This is a genomic window from Pseudomonas sp. dw_358 (assembly GCF_018449655.1).
Classification (GTDB): domain Bacteria; phylum Pseudomonadota; class Gammaproteobacteria; order Pseudomonadales; family Pseudomonadaceae; genus Aquipseudomonas.
This window is the reverse complement of the sequence record NZ_JAAVUX010000009.1, coordinates 182763-207021: the sequence shown is the minus strand read 5'-3', so window position 1 is coordinate 207021 and position 24259 is coordinate 182763. Positions and strand designations below refer to the sequence as shown.

Here is a 24259-nt window from a genome sequence, read left to right as displayed (position 1 = left end):
AGGATGGTTCAGCGCTTGCCATCCAGCGGGTCGCGCCGGGCCAGTTCAGCCTCGTCCAACCCGTTGCCACCACCGATGTCATCTTCATCCACTACGGTCAGTTCGCCATCCATGGCGTCGTCGGCGCCTCCTTCACGGGCCGATCGGGCACCGTCTTCATGGATCAACGTTTCCGGGCTCATGTCATCATCGGTCGGTTCATGATCGTCGGTCGAGGCGCCGGTCATGCCCGCTTCGCGCACGCGCTCCGGCGGCAGGTCATGGGCCAGCTCATCCTCGGGCATCTCGTCGCCGATTTTCGCAGTGGGCTGGTCTTCGTCCAGGTGCAATTCTTCCATCGAGCCCATGCGGTCCTCAATGTCGTCGATCTCTTCCGGTTGCGGTGCATTCATGGGGCGTTGTGGCTGTGTCATGATCCGTCTCCTTGCTGTAGGGCATGAAGGGTGGACCGGCCGCACCGAGCAAAGATTCAATAATCCGCCGCTGTGACCCGGCGGACCAATGGCCAGTCATACCCTCGCAACTTCAAGAGGCTGAGCATATGCACGATTTACAGGAACTGATTGATAACAACGCGCGCTGGGCGGAGGCGATCAAGCAGGAAGACCCGGAGTTCTTCGCCAAGCTGGCGCGCCAACAGACCCCGGAATACCTCTGGATCGGCTGTTCGGATGCCCGTGTGCCGGCGAACGAAATCGTCGGCATGTTACCCGGTGACCTGTTCGTCCACCGCAATGTGGCCAACGTGGTGCTGCACACCGACCTCAATTGCCTGTCGGTGATTCAGTACGCCGTGGACGTGCTCAAGGTCAAACACATCCTCGTCACCGGTCACTATGGCTGCGGTGGCGTGCGCGCTTCGATGCAGGATCGGCAACTGGGCCTGATCGATGGCTGGTTACGGTCGATTCGTGATCTGTATTACGAAAAGCGTCACGAACTGGCCGAGCTGCCCACCGAAGAAGAACGGGTGGACCGTCTGTGCGAGTTGAACGTCATCCAGCAGGTGGCCAACGTCGGGCATACCAGCATCGTGCAGAACGCCTGGCATCGCGGGCAGAACCTGTCGATCCACGGTTGCATCTACGGGATCAAGGACGGTCGCTGGAAGAGCCTCAACGCCACCATCAGCGGCTTTGAACAACTGCCGCCACAGTATCGTTTGCGCGCCATCGACTGATCACGCTGAAATTGGCCTACCCTTGCTGTTCAATCGAAGAGCGAGGAAGTGCGAATGAGAGCCTATGGCTGGTTTGCTTTGGTGGCGTTGGCGGTTGTGGGCAGTGCTCAGGCCGCCAGCAAGGAAGTGACGATCAACCTGGTCAGTGCCAGCGGTGCGCCGCAACCTATCGGTACGGTCACCATCGAGGAAACCCAATACGGGTTGGTGTTCACCCCAGCGCTCAAATCCCTGCCGCCGGGTGTGCATGGTTTCCATGTGCACCAGAACGGCAGCTGCGATGCGGCCATGAAAGACGGCAAAATGTCACCCGCCGAAGCAGCAGGCGGCCATTTTGACCCGCAGAAAACCGGCAAGCACCTTGGCCCTTACGGCAACGGTCACTTGGGCGATCTGCCGGCGATCTACGTCAACGCCGACGGCACCGCCACCTATCCGGTGCTGGCGCCGCGCATCAAGAAAATCAGTGAAATCACCGGCCACGCGCTGATGGTGCATGCCGGCGGCGACAACCACTCCGACATGCCGATGCCCTTGGGCGGTGGCGGTGCGCGGGTGGCGTGCGGAGTGATTTAAAGCGCCACAGGGGTCAAGACAGGCTGGCCGCTGAAAAACGCGGTCAGGTTGTTGCCGACCATGCGCACCGTGGCTTCACTGGCTTGCGGCGACAACCCCGCTACATGGGGTGTCAGCACCACATTGTCCAGCGCTTTCAGCGCATCGGGCACCTGCGGTTCCTCATCGAAGACATCCAGTGCGGCACCGGCGATCTGCTGGTTCTGCAAGGCCTCCACCAGCGCTACGGTGTCCACCACGCTGGCCCGGGCGATGTTCACGACAAAACCCTCAGGCCCCAGCGCGGCCAATACCTGCGCGTCGATCACATGACGGGTCTGCGCCCCGCCCGGCGTGGCCACGACCAGAAAATCGCTGGCCTTGGCCAATTCCAGCGGGCTGCTGCAGTAGGCATAAGGCAAATCTGCGCGAGGGCGACGATTGTGATAACTCACCGACATGTCAAACCCCAGCGAGCCGCGCTTGGCGATGGCTTCGCCCACCGCCCCCAGGCCGAGGATACCCAGGCGTTTGCCGCTCAGGGTCGGGCGCGAAATCTTGGCCCACTCGCCACGGCGTACCGAGGCGTCAGCCCGGGGGATATCACGCACCAGCGCCAGCAGCAGGGCCATGGCGTGATCGGCCACCGAGGAGGCGTTGACCCCGGCACCGTTGGTCACGGTCAAGCCATGGGTCTTGGCGGCCACCAGGTCGACATGCTCGTAGCCGGCGCCGATCACGCAGATGATCTTCAGCTTGGGCAAGGCGGCCATTTCTTCGGCGTAAAAACCCAGCGGGCCCCGGGTCAGTACCGCGTCTATCTGGTCCGCGTGCGCGGCAATGGCCTGGGCGCGCAAGGCCGGGGAGGGCGCGCGGATCAAGGTAAAGCCCATGTGTTCGAGAATCGGCAGATAGTCGTTAACGGCTTCGACCAGGACCAGGACGGTGGCGCTCATGCAGTTCTCCGAGTGGAACGAATGGGTTTAATGGGGCATCTTAGCGCTGCCTTTGCCTTACGAGAATCGCCATGCCCTGGTTAACCGATCCGGCCATCTGGACCGCCTTGCTGCAAATCATCGCCATCGACCTGCTGCTGGGCGGTGACAATGCCGTGGTAATTGCCCTGGCCTGTCGCCGTCTGCCGCTCGCCCAGCGGCCCAAGGCCATCTGGGGCGGGATGGCCGGGGCCATTGCAGTGCGCATCGTCCTGCTGTTTTTTGCCATGCGCTTGTTGGACCTTCCTTACCTGAAGCTGACCGGTTCCCTCCTGCTGCTATGGGTCGGCATCAAGCTGGTGATCCACGACGACGAGGCACCGACCGAGATCAAGGCCAGCAGCCATCTGTGGCAGGCCATCCGCACGATTGTCGTTGCCGATGTGGTGATGTCGCTGGACAACGTACTGGCGGTCGCCGGTGCCGGGGGCGGCAACCTCTATCTGGTAGCTGTGGGGGTGTTGGTGAGCATTCCCATCATCGTGCTGGGCAGCAAGCTGGTGCTCAAGGCCATGGACCGTTTCCCGGCATTGGTAACCTTGGGTGGCGCGTTGATCGGCTGGATCGCGGGGGGGATGGCGGTCACCGACAATGCGTTGGACGACTGGATGCCGTCGGGCGCCTGGCTCCACTACGTCGCCAGCAGCGCCGGAGCACTGCTGGTGCTGGGCATCGGGCAGGGGCTGAATCGACGTCGGGCGCGCCGACTCAGAACCGCAATGCGTTAGTCAGGTCGCCCATGGGCACCTGGCCACGGGCGCGCATGGCGTCGTCGCGCTGCTTGAGACCCTCCAAGGTCTCGAGCTTGAACACCCGCGTGATCAGACGCAGGATCGAGGCGGTGTCATACACCGTGTGGTCGACGCTGCCCTTGCGGGCGAAAGGCGATACGATCAGTGCCGGTATCCGCGTCCCCGGGCCCCAGCGATCGCCCATTGGCGGGGCCACGTGGTCCCACCAGCCGCCGTTCTCGTCCACCGTGACCACCACTACCATGTTCTTCCACTGAGGGCTGGCTTGCAGCACCTTGAGCGCGCGAACGATATGGCGGTCCCCCGAGGCCACATCGGCGTAACCGGCGTGCATGTTCAGGTTGCCCTGGGGTTTGTAGAAGGTCACCGCTGGCAACTTGCCGGCTTGGGCGTCGGCCAGGAAGTGGTTGGTGCTCGATTCGTCTCCCAGACCGCCGTCGCGCAAGCGCCGCCGGCGTTCCTGCGGGTTCTCCGGCCCTTGTTGCTTGAAGTAGTTGAAGGGCTGATGGTGATATTGAAAATTGGGGATTTTCGGAATTCCGCCCGAATCCTTGAACTGGTCCAGGGTGGCCTGCCAGGCGCCCGCGTACCAGGCCCAGTCGATGTGCTTTTTCGACAGCTTGTCGCCGATGTGTTCATGGCTCTGAGGCACTAGCACGTTGGGCAGGTCGGGCTTGGAGTAGTCTGGGCGCTCAGGGTCGCGAATCCAGGTTGGCCAGTAGGGCGGGGCCAGGGTGTTGACCCCATAGCCGTCGGGGGTCAGGGCGCTGGGGCCGAATTGTGGCGCGCCAGTCATGGCGCTGGCCGGTGATTTTTCCAGCGGTTTGAGTCGCGGGTCGGCGGGGTCGTCGCTCTGCAGTTGGGCGATCTGATCCTTGGCCACCGAAGTGGCGGCGTCCGGATAGAAGGGGGGGCGCGCTGAAATCAGGTAGTGGTGATTGAGGAACGAGCCGCCAAAAGCCCCTTGGAAGAAGTTGTCACACAGGACGAACTCCCGGGCGACGTCCCACAGCCGCAGGGAGTACTGGGTCTGGGCGTAATACCCCATGGTCAGGCCGCCGGAGTCGGCCCAGGCGACGAATTGATCATTCTTGCCGCCGTTGATCTGCATCTGGTTCTGGTAGAACACGTGCCACAGGTCACGGGTCACCAGGCTCAGGGGCAGGTCTTCCTGGCTCGGTCCCCTGAGCGGATAGGGGGCGTTGGGCAGGTTTTCCTGGTATTGCACGCCGGCCGCGTAGGTGACGCCATCGACGGTCTGAGGACCGGCCTGCAATACGCCACCCCAGGCGGGTGGCAGGCTCTTGAGTACGCTGCCATCGCGATCACGCTGCTGGAATTGCTCGGGCTTGAGCGACGCCATGGGCTGTTGCAGGCCGGGGAAGTCGGCAAACAGATTGTTGAAGCTGCGGTTTTCGGCGTAGATCACCACCACCGTCTTCACGTGCTCGTCCAGCGCCTTGTCCAGTTCGGCGGGTGTCAGGTGGCGTTCCTTTTGCGCGGGCGCTGCTTCGCTGGCCCCGGAGTGGCCGGCCAGGGTGGCCGCGGCGCCCAATACTGCGACACCGCCGAGGAAGCGCCGCCGGTCACTGTTGGCAGGTAGTTCGGTCGGGGCTTGGGGCTGATCGTCTTCGCGCTTGCCAGTCATCACGGCGTCCTGTCGGTAACGTTTGAATCAGGGGACGCTAGCAAGCGCAGATGACCGAAATGTTACAGATTCGCCACGCCGAAATTGAAAGCAATGGAAATCCGCGGCCGCTTGCCCTCAAAGCGCCGCACCGAGTGCAACAGCCACGATGGGAACATGATCAAGGTTCCGCTGCGCGCCGCCACGGTGCTGCTATAGCCGGCGGCGACACAACCCTCGATGCGCATGCGCAGGGCCGGGTTGTACACCGATGCAATCATGCCGCGGGGGTCGGGAAATTCCAGGTCGCCGCCCACGCTGGGGTCGTCGCTGCGACCGCCGTCGTCCACCCAGTACACCGCCGACCAATACGCGCCTGCATGTCCGTGCAAGGCATTGCTGGCGCCGGCTTCATTGACGTTGGCCCAGGCGTTGTATTGCCAGGTGAATTCCGGTTCGAACAGGCCCCGCTCGTTGCTGTGCTGGGCGGTCAGTTGGGTGGCAAAGGCCATGGCGAATTTCAACAACGCCTGCCCGGGCTCGCCGGCCCACTCGGCAAAGTCGGGTGTGGATTGCCAGCCGCCTTCGTTGCTGCGTTGCAGGCCGCTCTGGTCAGCCGCGCGTCGCGCTTGAATGATGGCTTTCAAGGCCGTGTTCAGCGTCTCGGCTTCGGGATGAACGATTTCGGCCAAGGGCGTGATGAAGAGCTTATTGATCTTGATGTTGCCGGGGTCGACATCAACAGAGAAAGCAGGGTCGGCAGCTTGCATGATGGCTCCAGGCTATTGGATTTCGGCTCTCAGGCCTGCCATTAGCTTAGATAACCCTGTACGGCGGCGACAAGGCGCGGCGATCAATTAGCCGCCGCGCCTCTCCGTGCTCAGTCGTGACTGAACTTCAGTACCGTGGTTTGCGCGTACACCTGGCCTGGGTTCAGACGCGTGGTGGGGAAGGCCGGTTGGTTAGGCGAGTCAGGAAAATGCTCGGCCTCCAGGGCCACGGCCCCCCAATGCTGATAGACCTTGCCGCCCTTGCCGGTGATCGTCCCGTCCAGCGAGTTCGAGGTATAGAGCTGCACCGCCGGTTGGGTGGTGAACAACTGCAGATGCCGTCCCGACACCGGATCGCTGATCTCCACGGCGGTTTTGCTCAAGTCGCCCTTGGTGTCCAGCACATAGTTGAAGTCGAAACCGCCCTTGGCCGGCTCCGCATACTTGAGCTGCTGATTGTCATCCTTGATATGAGTGCCGATGACCGTGGGCTTGAGGAAGTCCATCGGCGTGCCGGCCACTGCCGCCAGCTCGCCGGTGGGGATCAGCTTGGCCGACACCGGCGTGTAGTGGCTGGCATGCAGTGTGGCGACCTGGTCGAGCACCGTGCCGTTGCCGGCGCCTGCCAGGTTGTAATAACCGTGGTTGGTCAGGTTCAACACGGTTGGCTTGTCGGTGGTGGCGTGGTAGTGGATGCGCAGCTCGTTGCGTTCGTTGAGGCTGTAGGTCACCTCGGTCTTCAAGGTGCCGGGGAAGCCCATCTCGCCATCGGGGCTGACGTAGCTCAAGGTCACGCCCACCGAGCCTTTGCTCTGGGTCGGTGTGGCTTTCCAGACATGGGTATCAAAGCCTTTCGGGCCGCCATGCATGGCATTGGGGCCAGCGTTCAGCGGAATCTTGTAGACTTGGCCATCCAGCGAGAAGGTGCCATTGGCAATGCGGTTCCCGTAGCGGCCGATGGTGGCGCCGAAATGCGGATCGGCATTTTTCTGGTAGCTCTGCGGGTCATCGAACCCCAGCAGCACATCGTCGGCCTTGCCGTGCTTGTCCGGCACGATCACCGATTGCAGCACCGCACCGTAGGTGATGACGCTGACGTGCATCCCGTGGCTGTTGCTCAGGGTGTACTTCTCGATAGGCGTGCCATCGGTCAATTTGCCGAAATCACTGCGTTGCTGAGTGAGCCCGGCGGCGTGAGCGGCGACACCGGACATGAGTAGGCTGATGCCCAATCCTGTGAGCAGAGAAAGATTTCGCATCGGGGGCTCCATGTGTCAAAAGGACGCATATGAGAACACGTTGAAAGCTCTAGAACACGGCTTTGAGGCAAGGTTTCATAATTTTGACGGGATGCAAAGGCCGTTCACCGAAAGCCAGAAACAACAAAGCCCGCACAAGGCGGGCTTTGTTGAGGTGGGTCACAGACTGCTGTAGACATCTGTAAACCGGTACTTGGTGGCTACACAGTCCCTTGAACTGGTCCATCAATATATTGTTTTTAAACGGTTTTATTGGGGGTATTTTGGTTAGGGATACACCAGGGGATACAAGGTGCTCGGTGCTGGGGTAATTTTATCGGTGCGGGACGTATGACCGGTCGGTGCTTTGAGGGTCAAAATCTATCCGATCAGAGGTCAATAATCCTCTAGGTCGCGACACTTTCGCGGATCGGCTACCCCACCCCCACCAAGGTTCCCGTTTCGGTATGGCAGGGGTCGGCAAGAATGGCTCGCCGGCCGTGGAGATGGCCAGGCCTTGCTACTCTGTCCGCTCGACCATGGGAGAGACACGATGAGTAATGCTCTGATTGCGGGCCTGCTCAACAGGCTCAATGAAAACCAGCTCGCCCTGGGCGCGGCTGTCGAGGAGCTCACGGTGTGGGTGGAGCAGCGCGGAGCTGAAGAAGTGGCCGGGAACGTGCGTAGCGCACTTGAAACCTTGGATGAAAACTTTGCTGCCATTAAACGGGGCGTCATGGAGTTGAGCTTGTTAGGGGTGGCCGGGATTTGATAGCAGCTCTGATTAGGCGAGATGCGGATGTGCACTGCTCCTAAATAGCAGCTTACGGCACTCCGATATTGCGATTCGGTTGACCAAGTTAAGCATCCATCGGTGGTGCCGAGGTCAGACAGGACTATGGTTAGTGCTCTGCGCAGCAATAGCGCAGTCTTGGCCGCCCCGGCCAGGATCGTGGAGCCGCTAATGCTTTCCGCCCGGGAAATGCAGAATCTGATTGAGGCAACCTTTTTACCTACGACTTGCAAGTGTGAGGTCAATTCGCAGGGTGTAATCACCATCTTCCTCAGCGAGAGAGGGAGGAAAAATTCTCAGTTTCTGATAGATGAGTACCTGCCTCCTCATCGTACCAGTTACCGAGCCTTCGTCGAGATCGTTCGCGACGCCCAGGGAGGGTACTGCGTCAGGCGGATCGCTGGTGAGAAATGGATGACGGTTAGCGCCGGAATATCATGGCCACTTTAGCCCAGGTCCTAGCTGGCTTGACTCCTTCCGCTACGCATGACCTGACTCAGTCCGGTAGCAATATCTCCCTTTTGGTGATTGATGGTTCTTCGTCCGCAATGGCACAACGGACCATCGCTGTTTACCAGAGGGACTGTCATGAGGTATTCAGGGCTGTCGTTCTTTCGGCTGTAAACGAATTGCGTGGGAGATCCTGTCTCGACCCGCTCGACGCTCTACCTGATTGGGAGTAGTCGAGGCGAGGTTTGAGTGACCGCCACCGTGTAGATTCCAACACAGTGTGGCGTTTTCAACACGCTTGAACTGATCACAGCCTCGGGGTCGTCCTGAGGCGAAGCTACTTGTGACACTGCGGATGCCCGCCGCTGACCAAGCCTTGAGCCTCCTTACCCCATACGGAATCCAAGGTGTAATCCAGTTTGACGATCTGGACACGCACGACCTCGATGCAAGCAACAGTTGCATTTTGGATGCCGATCACCTTGTCTAGGGGGCCAATGCTCTGGCCTCGCACTATCGGCCCAAGGACTTCAATGCTTTCATCACTGGCGCTGAGCTTTTGCCCATTGGCATCGTAGGCGGCCACTTCAACCCGAACCGTTTTCAACGGCTCTCGATACTCGCTCTTGATCGTGAGGTTAATATCCACCTGGCCGGTGGCGGGGTCTGTTTGATAGGTGAGCTGGGAAATGGCAAGCGGAAGTGCGCCCGAGGACTGGTGGACGCTAGGCTGCGCAGCGCAAGCGCTCAGGAGAATCATAGTGAGTGCCCAAGCAGATCGATTCATCAGTAACTCCCATCTGGCATTTTTTCTTGTCCTGATGAGCGTAGCAGTCCAGAGCTTCCATCAATGGATTGCCCACAGATGGCGAGGTCGATTGAAATCTTTTGATCGTCAAAAGGTTTCCAGTGAAAAACACTGCCAAACCGTGGCAACCATGGTGGAAACCTACGTTTGGAAACCATGCGTGCCGGTCACCACAGGTGGTCACTTGGCTGGTCACTGCGATCAAGGTTCGCGCTTCTACGTGCGAACCAGACGTGCGAACCCCTAGTGCGAACCTGTCTTGCCCGCGAGCCCCGCGCGTACTTTTCGTGCGTACCTGACTGCGCACTTGGCGGGTTCCGCGCACTTCCAATGCGTGAAATCACTGCGTGAAACACTGCGCGAAAATATCGGATTTCGCTGTTACAGCCCCTGTTACAGGCCGACTTGTAACGCCTATTGCTGGCGCCAGCTCTGCGCCAGGTGCTGCGCGAAACCGTGTTAACCACAGTGGTAACCAGCGCGTGGTAACCAGTCATCGCACCCCGTGAAACCGTGGATACCAGCGTGGATACCAGGGCACAGATTACAGGCACTGCCCCCACAGGCCCTGGGAGCCCACGGGCATGGCCGCCCGGAAGCAGCGCCAATGTAAGGTTTTATCAACCTCTCATGGGGTTAGGTTTTCAGGGAGACCGCCTCCGGGCTTTGGCCGTCCCCTTTCGGCCCGGTAGACAGCCCTCCATGCAATTTGCACCGCCCGGAGATGTACAGGTCACGTCGCTTGCATGGCTCTCCCGCCCGGGTCTTCGCGCCACAGGTTAAGCCGTGCAATTCGTCAGGTAGGGATGGGAAGGCTGGCGGAGGGTGTTGGTAGCTCCGTTCCGCCCATTTCTTGCTCATGGCTTCGTAGGCCTCGTGGTGTTGACGCCATAGCTTGCGCAGATGGTCTTGATGGTTACCTGCCATATCGACTCCCGGGGTGCGGTGCTCCCTCGGCGGGACAGACGATACAGTCTCAGTGGGACGTTTTGGTCTGTCTCGCATCGGCCCGCATCTGGTCCGTCAGTAGAGGTAATCCCCAGTAGTGATCGGATCGTGATCGACGCCCAGTGCGTAACCTTGGATCGAGGTTGACCAGGTGTCGGAGTAGAAGTCGCCATAGTGGATGATCGAGCTGGCGAAATACCTGCCCGATTTGGCCTGGGTGAACCGGGTCTGATCATTGAAGTTGGACGAAATGTCGGGTACCACCAGGCTGTAACGGGTTTTTACCAAGATCTCATCACCAGGCATGATCTTGGGATTCAGCCGGGTTACGACATTCACCGTGGGGCCGGCGCTGAATAGCGGTGATCCTTCCATGCCAGTATCAGCGGAAATCACATGAGACGTGCCGCTGCCCACCGCCGTGCGGGGCAGGATTAGCACTTTGTCCAGCAGGCGATACACAACGAACCCGTAGGAGCGGCCCAGGTCATCTAGCGCGGTGTATGCCTTGGTCGAAAGCGAAAGCGTGCGCACACGGCCCAGGTCTGACCAGAATGTGCTATCTGGGGCATCGATGGCCGGCAGAAACGTGACAGGGACGCCAAGGTTGGAAGCGATCTCTTTCACGATGTCGCACACCCGCGTGCCGTTGCCCCAAGTGTTGTTGATCGTGGCTTGGCTCTCGTCTTTGCCCATGATGGTGCAATACAGCGCTAGGTACTGCTCCATGCCAGCCTTCCCCTTGCTCGGTGTGAAGATTGCTCCGTCGAAGATGGCTTCGGAGCCCCCGACATAGCCCGCCACCAGCTTGATGCGGTCGTATTTATTGATGATCTGGTCCATAGAGGCGAGGTTCAGCCCATAGATCGTGATTTCGGCGGTGCCCTTGATGGCACCGCTGCCCGCGTAATAAGTCACCCTGAATTGGATTTGCACGGGTGCCTTGATCGACAGGGTTTGGCTACCCGTCGCTGAGTAGAGCGTCAATTCGTAGTAGCGGCCATAGAGCGCTGTCATGGTTTTTCCCGTTTGCTGTGAGGGTTAACGGATGCCCGGGCCGCGCCACGATTTGCGGGCTGCCGAAATGTGGCGCGGGGCTGGCAGTTACTGGGTCACGATCCGTAGAACTGGTGGCGGCTTCGGCCCGAGCACCTCTCCAGGCGCGAATGGATCTGGCAACTGGTCCTCGGGGCATTCCTTGATGAACTGAATCATCGCGGCATGGCAGGCGCGAAATAGCGGGCCGCCGGCGCCCCAGTCATCGCCGTAGCCGGCGGCGCTGTCCTCCAGCCGGGAGATGTAGGCAAGCCCGCGAAGGGATGTATCCCCGTCTTCGTGCGCTTGCTGGCGGTGTACCGGGTTCACGCTCATCAGGTCGCACATACGGTCGAACCCCAGGGCGGCGGCCAAGCCGTCACGGTCGAACATCACGGACTGCCCGAACCCGGCCAGCACTGTTCTTGCCCCGCTGCGGGCGTCCTCGCGGTGCTCCTGCGCCTGCTGTTCCAGGCTTTCGATGGTCTGCTGGGTGAACGGCAGAAACGCTTTGAGCTTGGCCGCCTGGCGGCGTAGGGCGCGGCGCTCGGCGTTGATCGAGTCGAGTTGCTCCACGACTCTGCGCAGGATGCGGCGAGTGGTGATGAGGTTCGTGCTGGCGCTTACGCCGGGCTTCATTGCGATGTTGCACAGGCGCGTGGTCACGGTAGGCGTCATGGCCGATTCTCCATGGGGGTGTTGTCGTAGGTGGTGCGCAGGCCAGCGCCAGCCGCGCAGTGGCGAGCGGTGGGCGCGTGGCAGCCCGGGCACGCCATGACGTGGTTGATGTATTGGTCCCGAGCCTGACGCCACTCCGGCGTGGCGCTGGCGGCGTTGGTATAGGTGGCCGGCTTGGCGGCGGGGCGCTTGACCAACCCCAGCCGTGGGTGGTCGGGGGCGCGCTCTGTGCGGCCCGGGATTTCAGAGTTGGCGACGGTCGGCGGCATGTGATTGAGCAGATCCGAGAGCAGGCTCATGGCGCCACCACGCTCTGAAAGCTACCTACCAAATGTTCCTGTGAATTCAAAAACGGTGGGAACAGTGGGAACAGTGGGAACAACCCATATAAACCGGGGCTCCCAGAGGCGTTTTTCTGTTCCCATTCTGTTCCCACACCGGATTTTGTGGGAACAGTGATAACTGAAACAGGCAGACGTGCCGCCCACTTATATTGGAAAGCGATTGTGTGTTCCCACTTGTTCCCACTCTTTTTATTAGGTGGGAACGCCTGAAAGCCCCGGCCCGCCTGGTTGTTCCCACTGTTCCCACTGTTCCCACCGATTCTAGGTTCCTGTGGATATGGGCAATCACTTTTTGGAGTTGTGGGGGTCATACCGCACCGCCTTCACCGTCCACGGCGTCAGCGTCGATCACATACAGCCATGGGGAGCCGCCACCAGGGACGCGGTACTTCTTGGCATGTCGTTTTCGATCAGCACCGCGCTCGGCAATGGCGCCCGCGCCCTCCAGCGCCTTGATGATGCGGCTCAGGCCATACCCGTGCGCCGCCTCGATCAGCGCTGACTTGTTGAACAGGTACAACTGCTTGCCCCCAGACAGCTTCCAGTACCCGGCCCGGTTGAATACCTTGGTGTCGGGCGTCTGGTCATTCACGTCCGAAAATCGGCTGCTGCCGTGCTTGTCGATGAAGTCCAGAATCCCCGACAGGATCTGGCGATCCTCGGCATTGCCGCTGCCCACACGGCTGAGCCACTCGCCATACAGGAGCTGGCAGTCGGCCAGGGCGGTGCCCGGCTCCCACGGCAGCAGACCATAGGCAATGGCCATCTCGCCGGCCAGGGCGATCACAGCGAACCGATCCGCCACGCGCCCGGCCTGGGCGTTGTCCTCGGTGAACTGGGCACGGATGCCGGCGAAGTCTTCCAGCAGGCCGGGGCGGTCATGGTCCGCCAGCAGCTTTTCCACGAACGCTGGGCCGATGTGCCCGTGGTGCGCGCCCACCGCGACGGTGAGCTGGCGGTGGAAGTCGGCCCCCTCCATGCCATGCAACTCGTCAAAGGCTCGGTGTGTGCGTGTGCCGGCGTTTACGTCCACCATGCGCAGCTCAGCGCCAGAGTGGGCGGCGTTGCCACTGATGGCCGCGTGTTCGGAGAGCGAGCGCTCGCCGCTGGAGAGCGCCAGCAGGCGCCAGCTCAGTTTGCCCCGTGCCTCCCGGTCGCGGGTCATGGTGCCCTTGCCCTGGCCGTTAGCGAGGGAATAGGCCATCTCTTGAACGCGCTTGGGGTCGGCCCGCTTGATCTCGTCCAACGGCAGCATGGTGTCATTGCGGCTCGATGCTTCGATCTCCAGGCCGCCCTTGGTCATATCCCAGCTCGCCGCGAAGATGCCGGGGTCGCCCCACACGGACGATCCGATCAACTGCGCCAGCGACTTGCCGCTTGAGCTGTCGCCCACCAGGTGAACACCACCGCCCAGCACGCCCACCAGGCTCAGCAGCGGGCCGGCGAGGGCGCAACCGATAGCCAGGGTCAGCACAGGGTTACCCTGGCACTTGGCCGCTACTTCGGCCCGCCATCCCTCCAGGCTCCCGCGCACGCGGAATAGGTTCTGCCCCTTGGCGCTGGCCTGATACCGCACCTTGTCACTGCCCAGCGTGCGCCCGGGGAGCACAAAGGCGCCCGATTCGTGCCAGCCCGGGCGGCAGGTGGTGGCGAACACCTCGGCGGGGTGCTGCTCCAGGAGGTACTCCATGAACTGGCCGCGCTTCTTGAGCGCGATGATGACGCCCATCCCGAACAGCGTGCGCCTGGCGTCCTCGCCACTACCGCCGAACACCTCCATGGGGATGATCCATTCCTTGATGCCGCCCTCGGTGATCAGGCGCAGGAAACGCCCCTCGCTGCCGTCGTCGCTGTTGGTGGTGCGTGCGGCCACGGTCACAGGGGTGGCGATCCACTCATCAGTGATCGGGCGGTCGGATTTGTCGTCGTCGCTGTCATCGTCGGCGGCGCTGCGCTTAAATCCATGCCAGTACACGCCCGGGCGCAGCCGGCGGCCTTTCTCATTGGTCACCCAGGTTTCGTACACACCCCAGCAAGGACGCTCAGGCTCGACCATGGGGGCTTCGGGGCGCAGATTGATGACGTTGTTGTCAGGCGTGCGCATGGTCGCGGCTCCAGGTGGCGAGGTCGTTAAAGTCGGAAAGCGATTCTGGGGCGCCGGGTGGCCATTCGGGGAACGTGACCAGGCCGCCCACTGCGACAGCGGCAGCATTCGCGGCGGTCCGGCCCGGGTTGCCATCGGTCTGGCGGTCGTCATCGCCCGCGATGATGATTCCAGTGGTGGGGTGGCCACCGTGGAGCGCCAGCGCCACCGGCTTGAGGTTGCCGGCGTTCATGGCGCAGGCGACGGTGTAGCCGCTTTCGTGGAGCGTGGCGCCCGTGGCCCAGCCCTCGCAGACGCACAGCGGCTTGCCGGCTGTGATGTGGCCCAGCGGGGAATAGGCGCCCTTGATGCGCCCCCCGAACAGGAACCGCTTTCCGCCGTCCTGGGCGATCCGTTGCAGGTTGACCAGTACGCCCCCGGCATACAGCGGCACCAGAAGTTCGTCACCGTGCTGGCGCAGACTGTGGGAGCGAACACCCTTGGCCACCAGATAGGCGTGGGCGGGATCTGCGCGACGGGCGGCCTTCCACCACCGTTGGGCAAGAGTCGCCGCCTTGTGCTGGCGTCGCTGCTGCTCGGCTTCCCGCTGGCGCCTGGCCTGCTCGATGTGCTGGCGCACCTGCTCGGCCTCGCGATAGTCGGCCGGCTCACGGCTACACCAAGTGTTGGTACCACCAGCCTTCCAGCTACCAAAGGCGCCGGATGCAATGCCGTCCGCGTACAGGGTGTACCAGCCATTCAGCGTGCCGGACTTGTCGCCAGGGACGTGGAAGCGGTGAATGTCGCCATCAGCCACGGGCAGCCAGTCCAGCGGCCCATAGGCGGCCTGGAGAGCCTCGCGAAACAGGATCGAGGGATCTGTCATGCGGCCCCCTGTGGTGGCGTGAACCGCTCAGTCAGGGCCTGGAGTTCGCCGTTGAGACGTAACAGCTCGCCCGGCTGCTGGCTGGCGCCTTCGGATGCCTTGCCCAGGGCCAGATAGCCGGCCGTAATTTCCAACAGCAGCACATAGCTGGCACCGTCGATATAGGCAGCGGCCGGTGGAGGGCCGCCGCGCCCTTTCCGTCTGAGGGTGGCCACGTTATTCATGGTCAGGCTCCTGGCATCTGCCTGATGCGAAGGCCCGAACCACGGTTCCGTTGCGTACAGCCAGAGCATGGGTGCGCTCGTCCAGCGCTTCGACGGCTCGGCGGCTCACCACGGCCCCTGGGCACAGGGTGGACGCCAGGGAAAGCTCAGCGTCTCCCTCTGTCAGGTACGGGCCTGACAGATCCCATGGCGCGGCGTGGTGGGTCACGTAAAACAGATCTGTGGCTTTTTCCGGGCAAGCCGATCCCGTCGGCGCTAATGCGTCGTTTTGAATAAGTTTCATCTTCTAAGCCTTTACCAAGTATCAGTTAATTCGGGGGACGGGCCTGGGGCGGGCGTCTCTAGCAGAACTACTGCCAATGTCTTTTTAGTCGTCTACCCCGGGGCGCTTGCCGACTTCACCCCACGCTGCGCCAACGTGCCGGTGGCGCCAGCAGTAATTGCCGCTGAATATTTGGATCTGCTCCAGGTGACGCGCGATGTCTGCAGCCAGCTCGTTGGCGTAGCCACCCATCGCCGGAATGACGAATGTGAGCAGTATTTTCGCCAGCTTGTCGTGCTCTTGGCGGGCGAAGTTCATCGAGCACATAGCTCGGCCATCGAGCATGGCATTGTCTGAAACCATTTCGCCCTGGATAGCGTTAGCATCAAAAGTTGCGAGGCCGTTGCTCATGGATAGGCCCTCCCGATAGCAGACTGGTGGAGCGGGACATAGTCGAACTCGTCATGGTCTGGCTCATACTTGGCGTGCTCCAGAAATGAAGCGATCACGCTCAGCGGGGTCTGTTCGCGCCACTGTTCGACGTACGCAACCAAGAACGCCCGCCCTGGCGAAGGCTCGCTCTGGCAGCGCTCCAGAATCTGCCCCATGCGCTTTGTCATCGATCTGAATGCGGCGAGCTTATCTGCGTCCACCGGCGGCTCATCCAAGCTGTAAAGGGCGATGCGCCGGCCGAGCAGGTCGCGGCCAAATGTCTCCAAAAGTTGCCGGGCTAAGCAGTCGTCAGTTAGGCAGATTTGAAAGCCAAAAGCTCCGCGCCCGTCCCACACCTGGATGATGAAAAAGGAGTTGGGATCGATGGCGATATTCATTGCGCACCCCCATGCTCCGCGATGAAACCGCCGAGCAGTTCCGCCCAGGCCATGGCCGTGTGCTGCGCGACCACTGCGGTAACGCGAGCGACCATAAGCGACGTGTGGGGCGCGGCAATGATGGCCAGCGCCACGCTGAGCAGGGTGAGGACGTCTTGAACATCGCGCAGGTGTTGGATCTGGTCATCTGCGCTCAATGGGGTGAACTGGGCAGGGAGGTTCATACGGCACCCCCAGCGGTTTCGAGGGTGCGCACGACCGCCATGTGGGCGTTGTAGCGGGCAAGGCGAACGGAAAGGGACGAGTTTGCGCGGAGGGCGCTCAGGGCCATACGGCGGTGAGCCAGTGCGCGAATTGAGCGAGAAAGGGCGGTCATACGGCACCCCCTTTGAGCCAGTAGCTGCGAAAAACGCTGTAGCTGGCGTCGTTGAGACCAGGGCAGAACCGCGTGGCGAGGGTGGTAGATACCTCGGCCTCGATGGCGCGCATGATGCGGCAAATATCCGAGGGTTCGGAGTAGCGCATGAGGACCTTGAGCAGGCGGGCGCAATACTCTTTTTGCAGCTCGGGGGAAATTGCGGACGGATTGAGGGCGGTCATGGTGAACTCCAATTTCAGTTTGGAGCTGCCACGATCCTTCCTACGGGATTGGGTGGCAGCCGTGCGCGGGGTAGGAATGCCGGGGAAATTGGAACCCGACCAGGCCGAAGCCTGCCCGCACACAGCCGCCATAACACTGAACCGCAGACGAAAAAAAACGCCGGCAGTTGTGATCTGGGCGCTGTTGCGCCAATTTCTCATCGGGTTCCTACGCCCGCTCTCTGGATTTACAGAGAGGTGGGCACGATAACCGCGATAACGACTGCGAGCAAGCGGAAGTATCTGCCGCTCATCGTGATTGCACAAGGCCATCATGCGGCAATCCTCCGCTTGTGCTTGCCTTGCAGCTTGGTGACGTAGGCGACCAGGTTTGCCTTGCGCTCGGCATAGGTCATACCCGCGCAGAGCAACCCTGAGTCGCGCAGCTCGGCCAGGGTGACGATCTCTAGCTCAGCCGTATCCAACTGGTCACGGTCCCGGCCGGCAAACGATCCGGTGATGACTTGATTGATCAGCCGGGCCTCATTGATGAAGTGGTGGGGCTTCGGTGTTTTGCCTTGGGCCTCGCAGTTGAGCGCGACGGCATCGCAAACGGCCTTGTGGCCGATTGCTGCCTCGCGCCGGGCGCTGGCCCAGGGTTTCGAATCGCCGCGCAGCAGGGCGTCAATCTGCTCATCGCACCAGACGGCGAAGCTCACATCCAGCCACCGGGCAAAGGCCACGATTAGCTTGGGGTGGAGCCAGGTGCCGCCGTTGCGCCCACGTTGGGTTTTTACTAATTGCGGGATTTTCCCGTATTTAGCCATGGCCTCCAGGTAAGCAATAGTTTCGGGCAGGCGCAGCCAGTCATGCGGCACCTTGCCGAACCGCGCCGCTGCCTCGGTGGCATTGATCCAGCCGTCACCGCTGAACCGCACGGCCTGGCCTTCGTAGTCGAGTGGAACGATGCGGGCGCTCATGCCACCACCTGCTGGCGCTGGCTGATAGGCTTGCAGAGCATTGACAGCACGTTACGGGCGCGGCGGTGTTCACTTGGTGGGAGGGTGTAGCGGGTCACGGTGCAAGGCTCGCCCCAGTGGTTCGGCACGCGCTCAAGCTGGCGCTGGAATTTAAGGCCGTAGCTGTTGGCCAAGCTGCTGATGGTGGAGTGCAAGCAATGGTCGCCCAGGCGCTCGGCTTCGAAACGGATGAGGCTGCCGTCATACAGCATGTGTTGCAGAACCCGGGCAATCTTGCTCGGGGCTTTGCCGGTGGTAATATCCCCTTGCGACGGGCTGGCCTGCTTACTTTGGGGCTGGCTCTTTTTCATTTAAGCCACCTCGCGCAATGCGATGCGCTGTCGCACCCAGGCTTGCACCTCGGCCAGAACCCACCCGACAGGCGCGCCGCGCGACTTGCTGTCGCTCAGCGGCACCGGCTTAGGGAAAGTCAGATCGTCTTTGAGACGCTTGTAGACGGTCGGCCTGGCGAGACCGGTGATAGCGCACAGCTCGGGTATGCGGATGATGAAGGTAGAGGGGTCGAACTGGTGGATGGTCGCAGCGACTGACTGCAAGTGATCTGGGGTGGTGTGCATATTGGCGTATCCCGTAGTAGATGACGGGAGACAGGTTCGCAATTCGCTGGCTCTTTGATCACGACAAAGCGCCACTATTTCAGTCGATATTCTCGCGCGGCAAGGTAAGGCTTTTGTTCGTTTTTAGTGTCGTCAGAACGTCTCCGTATTCGAGGCCTTTTCTGTCGGCAATTTCTTTTGCTATATGCTTTCGTTCTGCGTCGAGCTCGATTTTGGCCAGTCTCTCAATGGTTCGCATTTCAAGAGGCCTCTCAATGATGGAAAGCCCCATCAGATGGAACACTGCGCGTTTATGGTGGTTGCGGTAAGTACTGTAGTTCAGACGAAGCAGCTCAGAAGCGAGCAGTCGAGCAGGTAGATCTACATCATTCCTTTTGCTTACTGGTTGAGCCAAAATATCGCTGTCCAGAAATCGAAGCGCAGCTTGCGTCTTTACCATATATGCGAGTCGCTTCTTTGCTTCAGCTGGCATCCAGTCCACACCCGCGAGCTGCTCAAACTCTAACAACAGCTGTCTTAGCTTGGCGATTGTTGCGGGGCCGTCGATTGCAGCACGATGCCCGATTCCCGTCATATAACTGTGAATAGCGCCGCCGATCCTCGACACATAAGCCATAAATTTATTCGAGTTTCGAGCCAATCTGTAGGGGAGAGCGGTTGTCCGTGCGCCACTGCGAATCCAGTTCGAAATGGTCTTTTCGAACACTCCGGCCCAGTGCCCAGGTTCCACCATGTAGAAGCCAACCTCCTTGATCGCCATGGCATATGCAGGTTCGCTTGCCAGCCATTCGAGACACGCTGCGCCGTCCTCTCCTAATGCCGACTTTCCGAAAACCTCAACTCCTTCCACTGCAAGCTTGATCAGCCTAGGCGCTTCGCTCAAAGGAATCTTGCCCTCAGGAAAGCCACGGACAATTTCGTCTAAGTAGGCGGAAAAATCCGAGGTGTAGATTTCTGCTGCCTGCGAAAGCCGTTCGAACTGTTCTGGTGAAGGAACTGTTTTCACATCCACGCCCTCCCAGGCGTCCCACTTGAATAGATCGGCCAGCCAGGCAGATGGGAAGTCCGCTTTTCGCTCCGTCGAGCTAGGCCAGCCAAAACCGCTGTCCGTCCGGACACTGGGTATCCGAACAGTAATGGTTTCCAGTCTATATCCGTCTATGTGAGCATTGGAAGGGGCGCGTCAGGCCCTCTTGATCGACACCACATTGCCCTTGGCCAAGGTGTCTTGGTGGTCCGCATACCATTGCATCATGGTGGCGCGCTGGGTCAGGTACTGGGCTTTGTTGTAGATGCCGGCCACGCCTTCCTTGACGTGCGATAGCTGCGCCTCGATGTGGTTTTCATCAAAGCCATGCTCGTTGAGGACCGTAGACGCGATGTGGCGGAATCCGTGGCCCGTCTGCCGGCCCTCATAACCCAAGCGGCGCAGGGCCATCAGAAACACGGTGTTGCTGCGCGGTTTGGTAGTGTCGCTGCGCCCAGGGAACAGCAGCGGATACCGACCGGTGAGGTTGCGCAGTTCGCTCAGCAACTCTACGGCCTGGCGTGGCAGGGGCACCAAGTGTTCGCGACGGCGCTTCATCCGCTCGGCGGGGATGGTCCACAGCGCTTTATCTAAATCGAACTCATCCCAGCGCGCTTCTCTTATCTCTGAAGGGCGGCAGGCCAGCATGGAGAGCAGGTGGAGGCCGATCCGAACGTCTATGGCGCTCGGGTAGGCACGGATGGCGCGCAGCAGTGGCGGCAGCTCATCCACAGGCACATGGGCGTAGTTTTCAGAGGGCTTGGTCTGGAGGAACTTGTGGAGACCTTCCAGCGGGTTGTGGGTGGCCCGGCCGGTGACGCGGGCGAGGTCGTAGATCTCTTGGCATCGAGCACGTACCCGGCTCGTCTGCTCGATGATGCCCGTTTGCTCCATGCCGCGAAGGAATTCCATCCACTCCATGGGCAGGATCTCGGTATAGATGCGCTTACCAAACACGGGGAATACGTGAAGTTCCAAGGCTCCGATGGTCCGGGTGGCCGTTCCTTCAGTCCAGCTCTTGCGTTTGGCTGCGTGCCACTCCCGGGCCAGATGCTCGAATGTGTTGTTGGTCGCCTCGATCTCTGCCGCCTTCCTGGCTCGCTTGGTGGCGAGTGGGTTGCCACCCTTGGCCGCGTCCTCTCGCAACAGGGCAGCCTTTTGCCTGGCCTGTGATCCGGTCAACTGATGGTCGCCGTTGCCGTAGCCGCCCAGGCCAAGCCATGACCACTTGCCGTCAGGCTTCTTGTAGCGCAGTTGCCACGATTTGCTGCCGTCAGGGCGCACGCGGAGATACAAGGCATTGCCGTCCAATTCGCGGTACTCCTTGGCCTCTGGCTCAAGGGTGGCGAGCACGGTATCAGCCAAAGGGCGGCGTTTTATGTCGCTGCGCTTCATTTTCCTTGTATCCCCCAGTTTCAATTTCTAGCCAAGGTACACGAAGGGATACACGGAGGGAAGATATAGGGGGAGATAAGGTGATACAGCCAGAAACAAGAAAGCCCGCACAGGGCGGGCTTCTTGAGGTGGTTTATAGACTGCTGTAGACATCTGTAAACCGGTACTTGGTGGCTACACAGGGACTTGAACCCCGGACCCCAGCATTATGAATGCTATGCTCTAACCAACTGAGCTATGTAGCCAAGTGGCGCGCATTATTCGCCGGTAACGATAATGTGTCAAGCGCCTTTTCAAAAAAATACTGCACATGATCAAAAGGTTAGCTGTTGAACCAGCCCAGCTTGATCACGAACAGGATCGACAGTACCACCAGCGGTACATTCAGCTCGCGCCATTTGCCCGATATCAGCTTGATCAGGGTCCAACTGATAAAGCCAAACGCGATGCCGTTGGCGATGGAGTAGGTAAACGGCATGATCAGCGCCGTGATCAGCACGGGCGCCGCTTCGGTCACATCCTCCCAGTTGATTTCAGCCAGGCCCGAGGCCATCAGCACCGCCACGAACATCAAGGCCGGTGCCGTGGCAAAGGCGGGCACGCTGCCGGCCAGGGGAGCGAAAAACAGCGACAGCAGAAACAGCACGGCGACCACCATGGCTGTCAGGCCCGTGCGTCCCCCGGCACTCACACCGGCGGCCGACTCGATGTAGCTGGTGGTGGTGGACGTCCCCAGCAGGGAGCCGGCCAGCGCCGCCGTGCTGTCGGCAATCAGCGCGCGCCCCATTTTCGGCATGTGGCCGGTCTTGTCCATCAGGCCGGCGCGTTTGGCGACGCCGATCAGGGTGCCGGAGTTATCGAACAGATCGACGAAGAGGAACGCGAAGATCACGCTGACCATGCCGACATTGAACGCCCCGGCGATGTCCAGCTGCAGGAAGGTTGGCGCCAGAGACGGGGGCATCGACACTACGCCGCCGAACGGCGTGAAGCCCAGCACAATGGAGATCACGGTGACGGCGAGGATGCCGATCAGTACCGAGCCGCGAACCTTCAGGGCTTCCAGTGCGACGATCAGCACGAAGCCCAGCGTGGCCAGCACCGGCGCCGGTTGGCGCAGATCGCCCAGGCCTATCAGCGTGGCCGGGTTGGCCACGACGATACCGGCGTTGTGCAAGGCGATCAGGGCCAGAAACAGGCCGATACCCGCGGCAATGGCCGAGCGTAGCGGCAAGGGGATGCTGTTGATGATCCATTCGCGGATCCGCAGGATCGACAACAGGAAGAAACACACCGCCGAAATGAACACCGCGCCCAGCGCCACCTGCCAGGTGTGGCCCATGTGCAGCACGACGGTGTAGGTGAAGAAGGCATTCAAGCCCATGCCGGGTGCCAAGGCAATCGGGTAGTTGGCGATCATGCCCATGATGGCCGAACCAATGGCGGCGGCCAGGCAGGTAGCGACGAACAGTGCGCCCTTGTCCATGCCCGTGTCGCCGAGAATGCTCGGATTGACGAACAGGATGTAGGCCATGGCCAGGAAGGTGGTGACCCCGGCGAGTATTTCCGTGCGCACGTTGGTGTTGTGCACCCTGAGTTTGAATAGCGAGTCCAGCATGGTGCTCCCCGTTGGCGCATGGCGCCCTGAAATGAAGGTCCGGCGTGCGGCGTAATTGAACTCGACGGGCGTAGAAACTAACCGCTCGGTCAATTTTGTCCTGATGCGCTTAGCAGGATGTGGGCCAACGTTCGACAGGCCAAGCAGGCTGTGTCATGCAGGCGGTGCACGGGGGCTTGCCGAGGGTTTTTATGCACTGTTTTGAGGCGTTAAAGGCTGGATCGCCTGCGCAATGTGCGTGCAGAAACGTGGTTGTATCGGACGGCACCGCCGGAATCCCGCAAGACAATGGCGCTGCCCTCGAAAAAAATGGCACATTGGCGGCCCACGTACAAAAACGAACCGTTCGGAACTGCCCATGTCCAGCACCGCTCCAAGCGCCACCGCGCCCACTCCGACCGCCCCTCAGACCAGCCCGCTGGTGATGCGCATCATCGGCGCCTGTGCTCTGGCGCACCTGATCAATGACCTGATCCAGTCGGTCCTGCCGTCGATTTACCCGATGCTCAAGGCCAACTACGGCCTGAGCTTCACCCAGGTCGGCCTGATCACCCTGACGTTCCAGATCACCGCCTCGCTGCTGCAGCCCTGGATCGGCTTCTATACCGACCGCCATCCCAAGCCGGCGTTGTTGCCGCTGGGCATGGTCTGCACACTGGTGGGCATCTTGATGCTGTCGGTGGTGGGCAGCTTCCCGATGATTCTGCTGGCCTCTGCATTGATCGGCATCGGTTCCTCTACCTTCCACCCTGAAACCTCTCGGGTGGCGCGACTGGCCTCCGGCGGCCGCTACGGTCTGGCGCAATCAACCTTCCAGGTCGGCGGCAATGCCGGTTCGGCGTTCGGCCCATTGCTGGCGGCGGCAATCATCATTCCCTTCGGGCAGACCCACGTAGCCTGGTTCGGTGTCGTGGCCCTGTTCGCCATTGGCGTGCAATACGGTATCAGCCGCTGGTACCGCGAACACCTCAACCTGTTCAAGCTCAAGGGTGGCCGCGAAGCGACCCATGGTCTGTCCAGGCGTCGCGTCACCTGGGCACTGGTGGTGCTGGCGCTGCTGGTGTTTTCGAAATACTTCTACATGTCGAGTTTCACCAGTTACTTCACGTTCTACCTGATCGAAAAATTCCACCTGTCGGTGGCCAGTTCGCAGCTGCATCTGTTTCTGTTTCTCGGTGCGGTAGCGGCCGGTACCTTCTTCGGTGGCCCGATCGGCGACCGCATCGGGCGCAAGGCCGTCATCTGGTTCTCGATCCTCGGCGTCGCGCCGTTCACTCTGGCGCTGCCCTATGTGGATCTGTTCTGGACGACCGTATTGAGCGTGATCATCGGTTTCATCCTGGCCTCGGCATTTTCGGCCATCGTGGTGTTTGCCCAGGAACTGGTACCCGGCAACGTCGGCATGATCGCCGGGGTGTTCTTTGGCCTGATGTTCGGCTTCGGCGGCATCGGCGCAGCGCTGCTGGGGCACGTGGCCGATATCCGCGGGATCGAATACGTCTACACCCTCTGCTCGTTTCTGCCGCTGTTCGGCGTTCTCACGGTACTGTTGCCGTCCACCAAGCGGGCCTGAAGGCTGGTTCGA

Annotated in this window: 28 protein-coding genes and 1 tRNA gene; 5 read left to right on the top strand and 24 right to left on the bottom strand. The window is 60.8% G+C overall.

Features of this window, described 5'->3' with window-relative positions:
• Nucleotides 1-8: 8 nt before the first annotated feature.
• Nucleotides 9-413: a serine kinase/phosphatase gene (locus tag HB675_RS15625; RefSeq protein WP_213879232.1), complete on the bottom strand. Its 405-nt coding sequence runs from the start codon at nt 411-413 to the stop codon at nt 9-11.
• Between the two features lie 128 nt (nt 414-541).
• Here HB675_RS15625 and can point away from each other — a divergent pair, with 128 nt between their 5' ends.
• Both can and sodC read left to right on the top strand, forming a co-directional pair.
• Complete coding sequence (can, locus tag HB675_RS15620; RefSeq protein ID WP_213879231.1) at nt 542-1180, top strand: carbonate dehydratase; 639 nt, start codon at nt 542-544, stop codon at nt 1178-1180.
• Between the two features lie 54 nt (nt 1181-1234).
• A complete protein-coding gene (gene sodC, locus HB675_RS15615) occupies nt 1235-1756 on the top strand; it encodes a superoxide dismutase family protein (protein WP_213879230.1) in 522 nt (173 codons plus the stop codon).
• On the opposite strand, the gene HB675_RS15610 is transcribed toward sodC, so the two are convergent.
• A complete protein-coding gene (locus HB675_RS15610) occupies nt 1753-2691 on the bottom strand; it encodes a 2-hydroxyacid dehydrogenase (RefSeq protein ID WP_213879229.1) in 939 nt (312 codons plus the stop codon). The genes sodC and HB675_RS15610 overlap by 4 nt on opposite strands.
• Nucleotides 2692-2762: 71 nt before the next feature.
• Between HB675_RS15610 and HB675_RS15605 the strand changes: the two genes are divergently transcribed.
• Nucleotides 2763-3458: a TerC family protein gene (locus HB675_RS15605; protein WP_213879228.1), complete on the top strand. Its 696-nt coding sequence runs from the start codon at nt 2763-2765 to the stop codon at nt 3456-3458.
• Here HB675_RS15605 and HB675_RS15600 read toward each other — a convergent pair.
• The 3 genes from HB675_RS15600 to HB675_RS15590 all read right to left on the bottom strand — a co-directional run bounded on the left by HB675_RS15600 (nt 3439) and on the right by HB675_RS15590 (nt 7138).
• Entirely contained in the window at nt 3439-5130 is a 1692-nt protein-coding gene (locus HB675_RS15600; protein WP_213879227.1) for an acid phosphatase, read from the bottom strand. The genes HB675_RS15605 and HB675_RS15600 overlap by 20 nt on opposite strands.
• A 62-nt stretch (nt 5131-5192) precedes the next feature.
• Nucleotides 5193-5879: a TIGR02466 family protein gene (locus HB675_RS15595; RefSeq protein WP_213879226.1), complete on the bottom strand. Its 687-nt coding sequence runs from the start codon at nt 5877-5879 to the stop codon at nt 5193-5195.
• 110 nt (nt 5880-5989) lie between these two features.
• Nucleotides 5990-7138 (bottom strand): aldose epimerase family protein, encoded by a 1149-nt coding sequence (locus HB675_RS15590; protein ID WP_213879225.1) that lies wholly within the window; start codon nt 7136-7138, stop codon nt 5990-5992.
• A gap of 532 nt (nt 7139-7670) precedes the next feature.
• Here HB675_RS15590 and HB675_RS15585 point away from each other — a divergent pair.
• The gene (locus HB675_RS15585) at nt 7671-7889 is read left to right on the top strand and encodes a hypothetical protein (RefSeq protein WP_213879224.1); all 219 of its coding nucleotides are present in this window, start codon (nt 7671-7673) and stop codon (nt 7887-7889) included.
• Nucleotides 7890-8697: 808 nt separating this feature from the next.
• On the opposite strand, the gene HB675_RS15580 is transcribed toward HB675_RS15585, so the two are convergent.
• From HB675_RS15580 to HB675_RS15495, 19 genes are all read right to left on the bottom strand, one after another.
• Nucleotides 8698-9147, bottom strand: coding sequence for a hypothetical protein (locus HB675_RS15580; RefSeq protein ID WP_213879223.1), 450 nt, complete (start codon nt 9145-9147; stop codon nt 8698-8700).
• A gap of 657 nt (nt 9148-9804) precedes the next feature.
• Entirely contained in the window at nt 9805-10029 is a 225-nt protein-coding gene (locus tag HB675_RS26085) for an HGGxSTG domain-containing protein (protein ID WP_275957929.1), read from the bottom strand.
• 162 nt (nt 10030-10191) lie between these two features.
• Nucleotides 10192-11133 carry a hypothetical protein gene (locus HB675_RS15575; RefSeq protein ID WP_213879222.1) on the bottom strand — a complete coding sequence of 314 codons (942 nt, stop codon included), beginning with the start codon at nt 11131-11133 and terminating at the stop codon, nt 10192-10194.
• Between the two features lie 87 nt (nt 11134-11220).
• Nucleotides 11221-11829 (bottom strand): hypothetical protein, encoded by a 609-nt coding sequence (locus HB675_RS15570; RefSeq protein WP_213879221.1) that lies wholly within the window; start codon nt 11827-11829, stop codon nt 11221-11223.
• Nucleotides 11826-12128: a hypothetical protein gene (locus HB675_RS15565; protein ID WP_213879220.1), complete on the bottom strand. Its 303-nt coding sequence runs from the start codon at nt 12126-12128 to the stop codon at nt 11826-11828. The genes HB675_RS15570 and HB675_RS15565 overlap by 4 nt, the downstream gene beginning before the upstream one ends.
• 352 nt (nt 12129-12480) lie before the next feature.
• Nucleotides 12481-14277: a DUF927 domain-containing protein gene (locus tag HB675_RS15560; RefSeq protein WP_213879219.1), complete on the bottom strand. Its 1797-nt coding sequence runs from the start codon at nt 14275-14277 to the stop codon at nt 12481-12483.
• Nucleotides 14264-15142 carry a toprim domain-containing protein gene (locus HB675_RS15555; RefSeq protein WP_213879218.1) on the bottom strand — a complete coding sequence of 293 codons (879 nt, stop codon included), beginning with the start codon at nt 15140-15142 and terminating at the stop codon, nt 14264-14266. Before HB675_RS15555 ends, HB675_RS15560 begins: the two co-directional genes overlap by 14 nt.
• Nucleotides 15139-15366: a hypothetical protein gene (locus tag HB675_RS15550; RefSeq protein ID WP_213879217.1), complete on the bottom strand. Its 228-nt coding sequence runs from the start codon at nt 15364-15366 to the stop codon at nt 15139-15141. The genes HB675_RS15555 and HB675_RS15550 overlap by 4 nt, the downstream gene beginning before the upstream one ends.
• A 367-nt stretch (nt 15367-15733) precedes the next feature.
• A complete protein-coding gene (locus HB675_RS15545) occupies nt 15734-16039 on the bottom strand; it encodes a hypothetical protein (RefSeq protein WP_213879216.1) in 306 nt (101 codons plus the stop codon).
• Nucleotides 16036-16458, bottom strand: a complete 423-nt coding sequence (locus HB675_RS15540; protein WP_213879215.1) for a hypothetical protein — start codon at nt 16456-16458, stop codon at nt 16036-16038. Before HB675_RS15540 ends, HB675_RS15545 begins: the two co-directional genes overlap by 4 nt.
• Nucleotides 16455-16682, bottom strand: a complete 228-nt coding sequence (locus tag HB675_RS15535) for a hypothetical protein (protein WP_213879214.1) — start codon at nt 16680-16682, stop codon at nt 16455-16457. Before HB675_RS15535 ends, HB675_RS15540 begins: the two co-directional genes overlap by 4 nt.
• A 148-nt stretch (nt 16683-16830) precedes the next feature.
• Nucleotides 16831-17058, bottom strand: a complete 228-nt coding sequence (locus HB675_RS15530; RefSeq protein WP_213879213.1) for a hypothetical protein — start codon at nt 17056-17058, stop codon at nt 16831-16833.
• Between the two features lie 311 nt (nt 17059-17369).
• Entirely contained in the window at nt 17370-18017 is a 648-nt protein-coding gene (locus HB675_RS15525) for a KilA-N domain-containing protein (RefSeq protein ID WP_213879212.1), read from the bottom strand.
• Complete coding sequence (locus tag HB675_RS15520; protein WP_213879211.1) at nt 18014-18367, bottom strand: hypothetical protein; 354 nt, start codon at nt 18365-18367, stop codon at nt 18014-18016. Before HB675_RS15520 ends, HB675_RS15525 begins: the two co-directional genes overlap by 4 nt.
• Nucleotides 18368-18634, bottom strand: a complete 267-nt coding sequence (locus tag HB675_RS15515; protein ID WP_213879210.1) for an AlpA family phage regulatory protein — start codon at nt 18632-18634, stop codon at nt 18368-18370. It abuts the gene before it with no gap.
• Nucleotides 18635-18713: 79 nt separating this feature from the next.
• The gene (locus tag HB675_RS15510; RefSeq protein WP_213879209.1) at nt 18714-19640 is read right to left on the bottom strand and encodes a hypothetical protein; all 927 of its coding nucleotides are present in this window, start codon (nt 19638-19640) and stop codon (nt 18714-18716) included.
• Nucleotides 19641-19817: 177 nt separating this feature from the next.
• On the bottom strand, nt 19818-21056 hold the full coding sequence (locus HB675_RS15505) for a tyrosine-type recombinase/integrase (RefSeq protein WP_213879208.1): 1239 nt from the start codon (nt 21054-21056) through the stop codon (nt 19818-19820).
• Nucleotides 21057-21224: 168 nt separating this feature from the next.
• Nucleotides 21225-21301 (bottom strand) — tRNA-Met (locus tag HB675_RS15500).
• A 77-nt stretch (nt 21302-21378) separates the two neighbouring features.
• Complete coding sequence (locus HB675_RS15495) at nt 21379-22674, bottom strand: NCS2 family permease (protein ID WP_213879207.1); 1296 nt, start codon at nt 22672-22674, stop codon at nt 21379-21381.
• A gap of 358 nt (nt 22675-23032) precedes the next feature.
• Here HB675_RS15495 and HB675_RS15490 point away from each other — a divergent pair, with 358 nt between their 5' ends.
• The gene (locus HB675_RS15490) at nt 23033-24247 is read left to right on the top strand and encodes an MFS transporter (RefSeq protein ID WP_213879206.1); all 1215 of its coding nucleotides are present in this window, start codon (nt 23033-23035) and stop codon (nt 24245-24247) included.
• Nucleotides 24248-24259 lie beyond the last annotated feature (12 nt).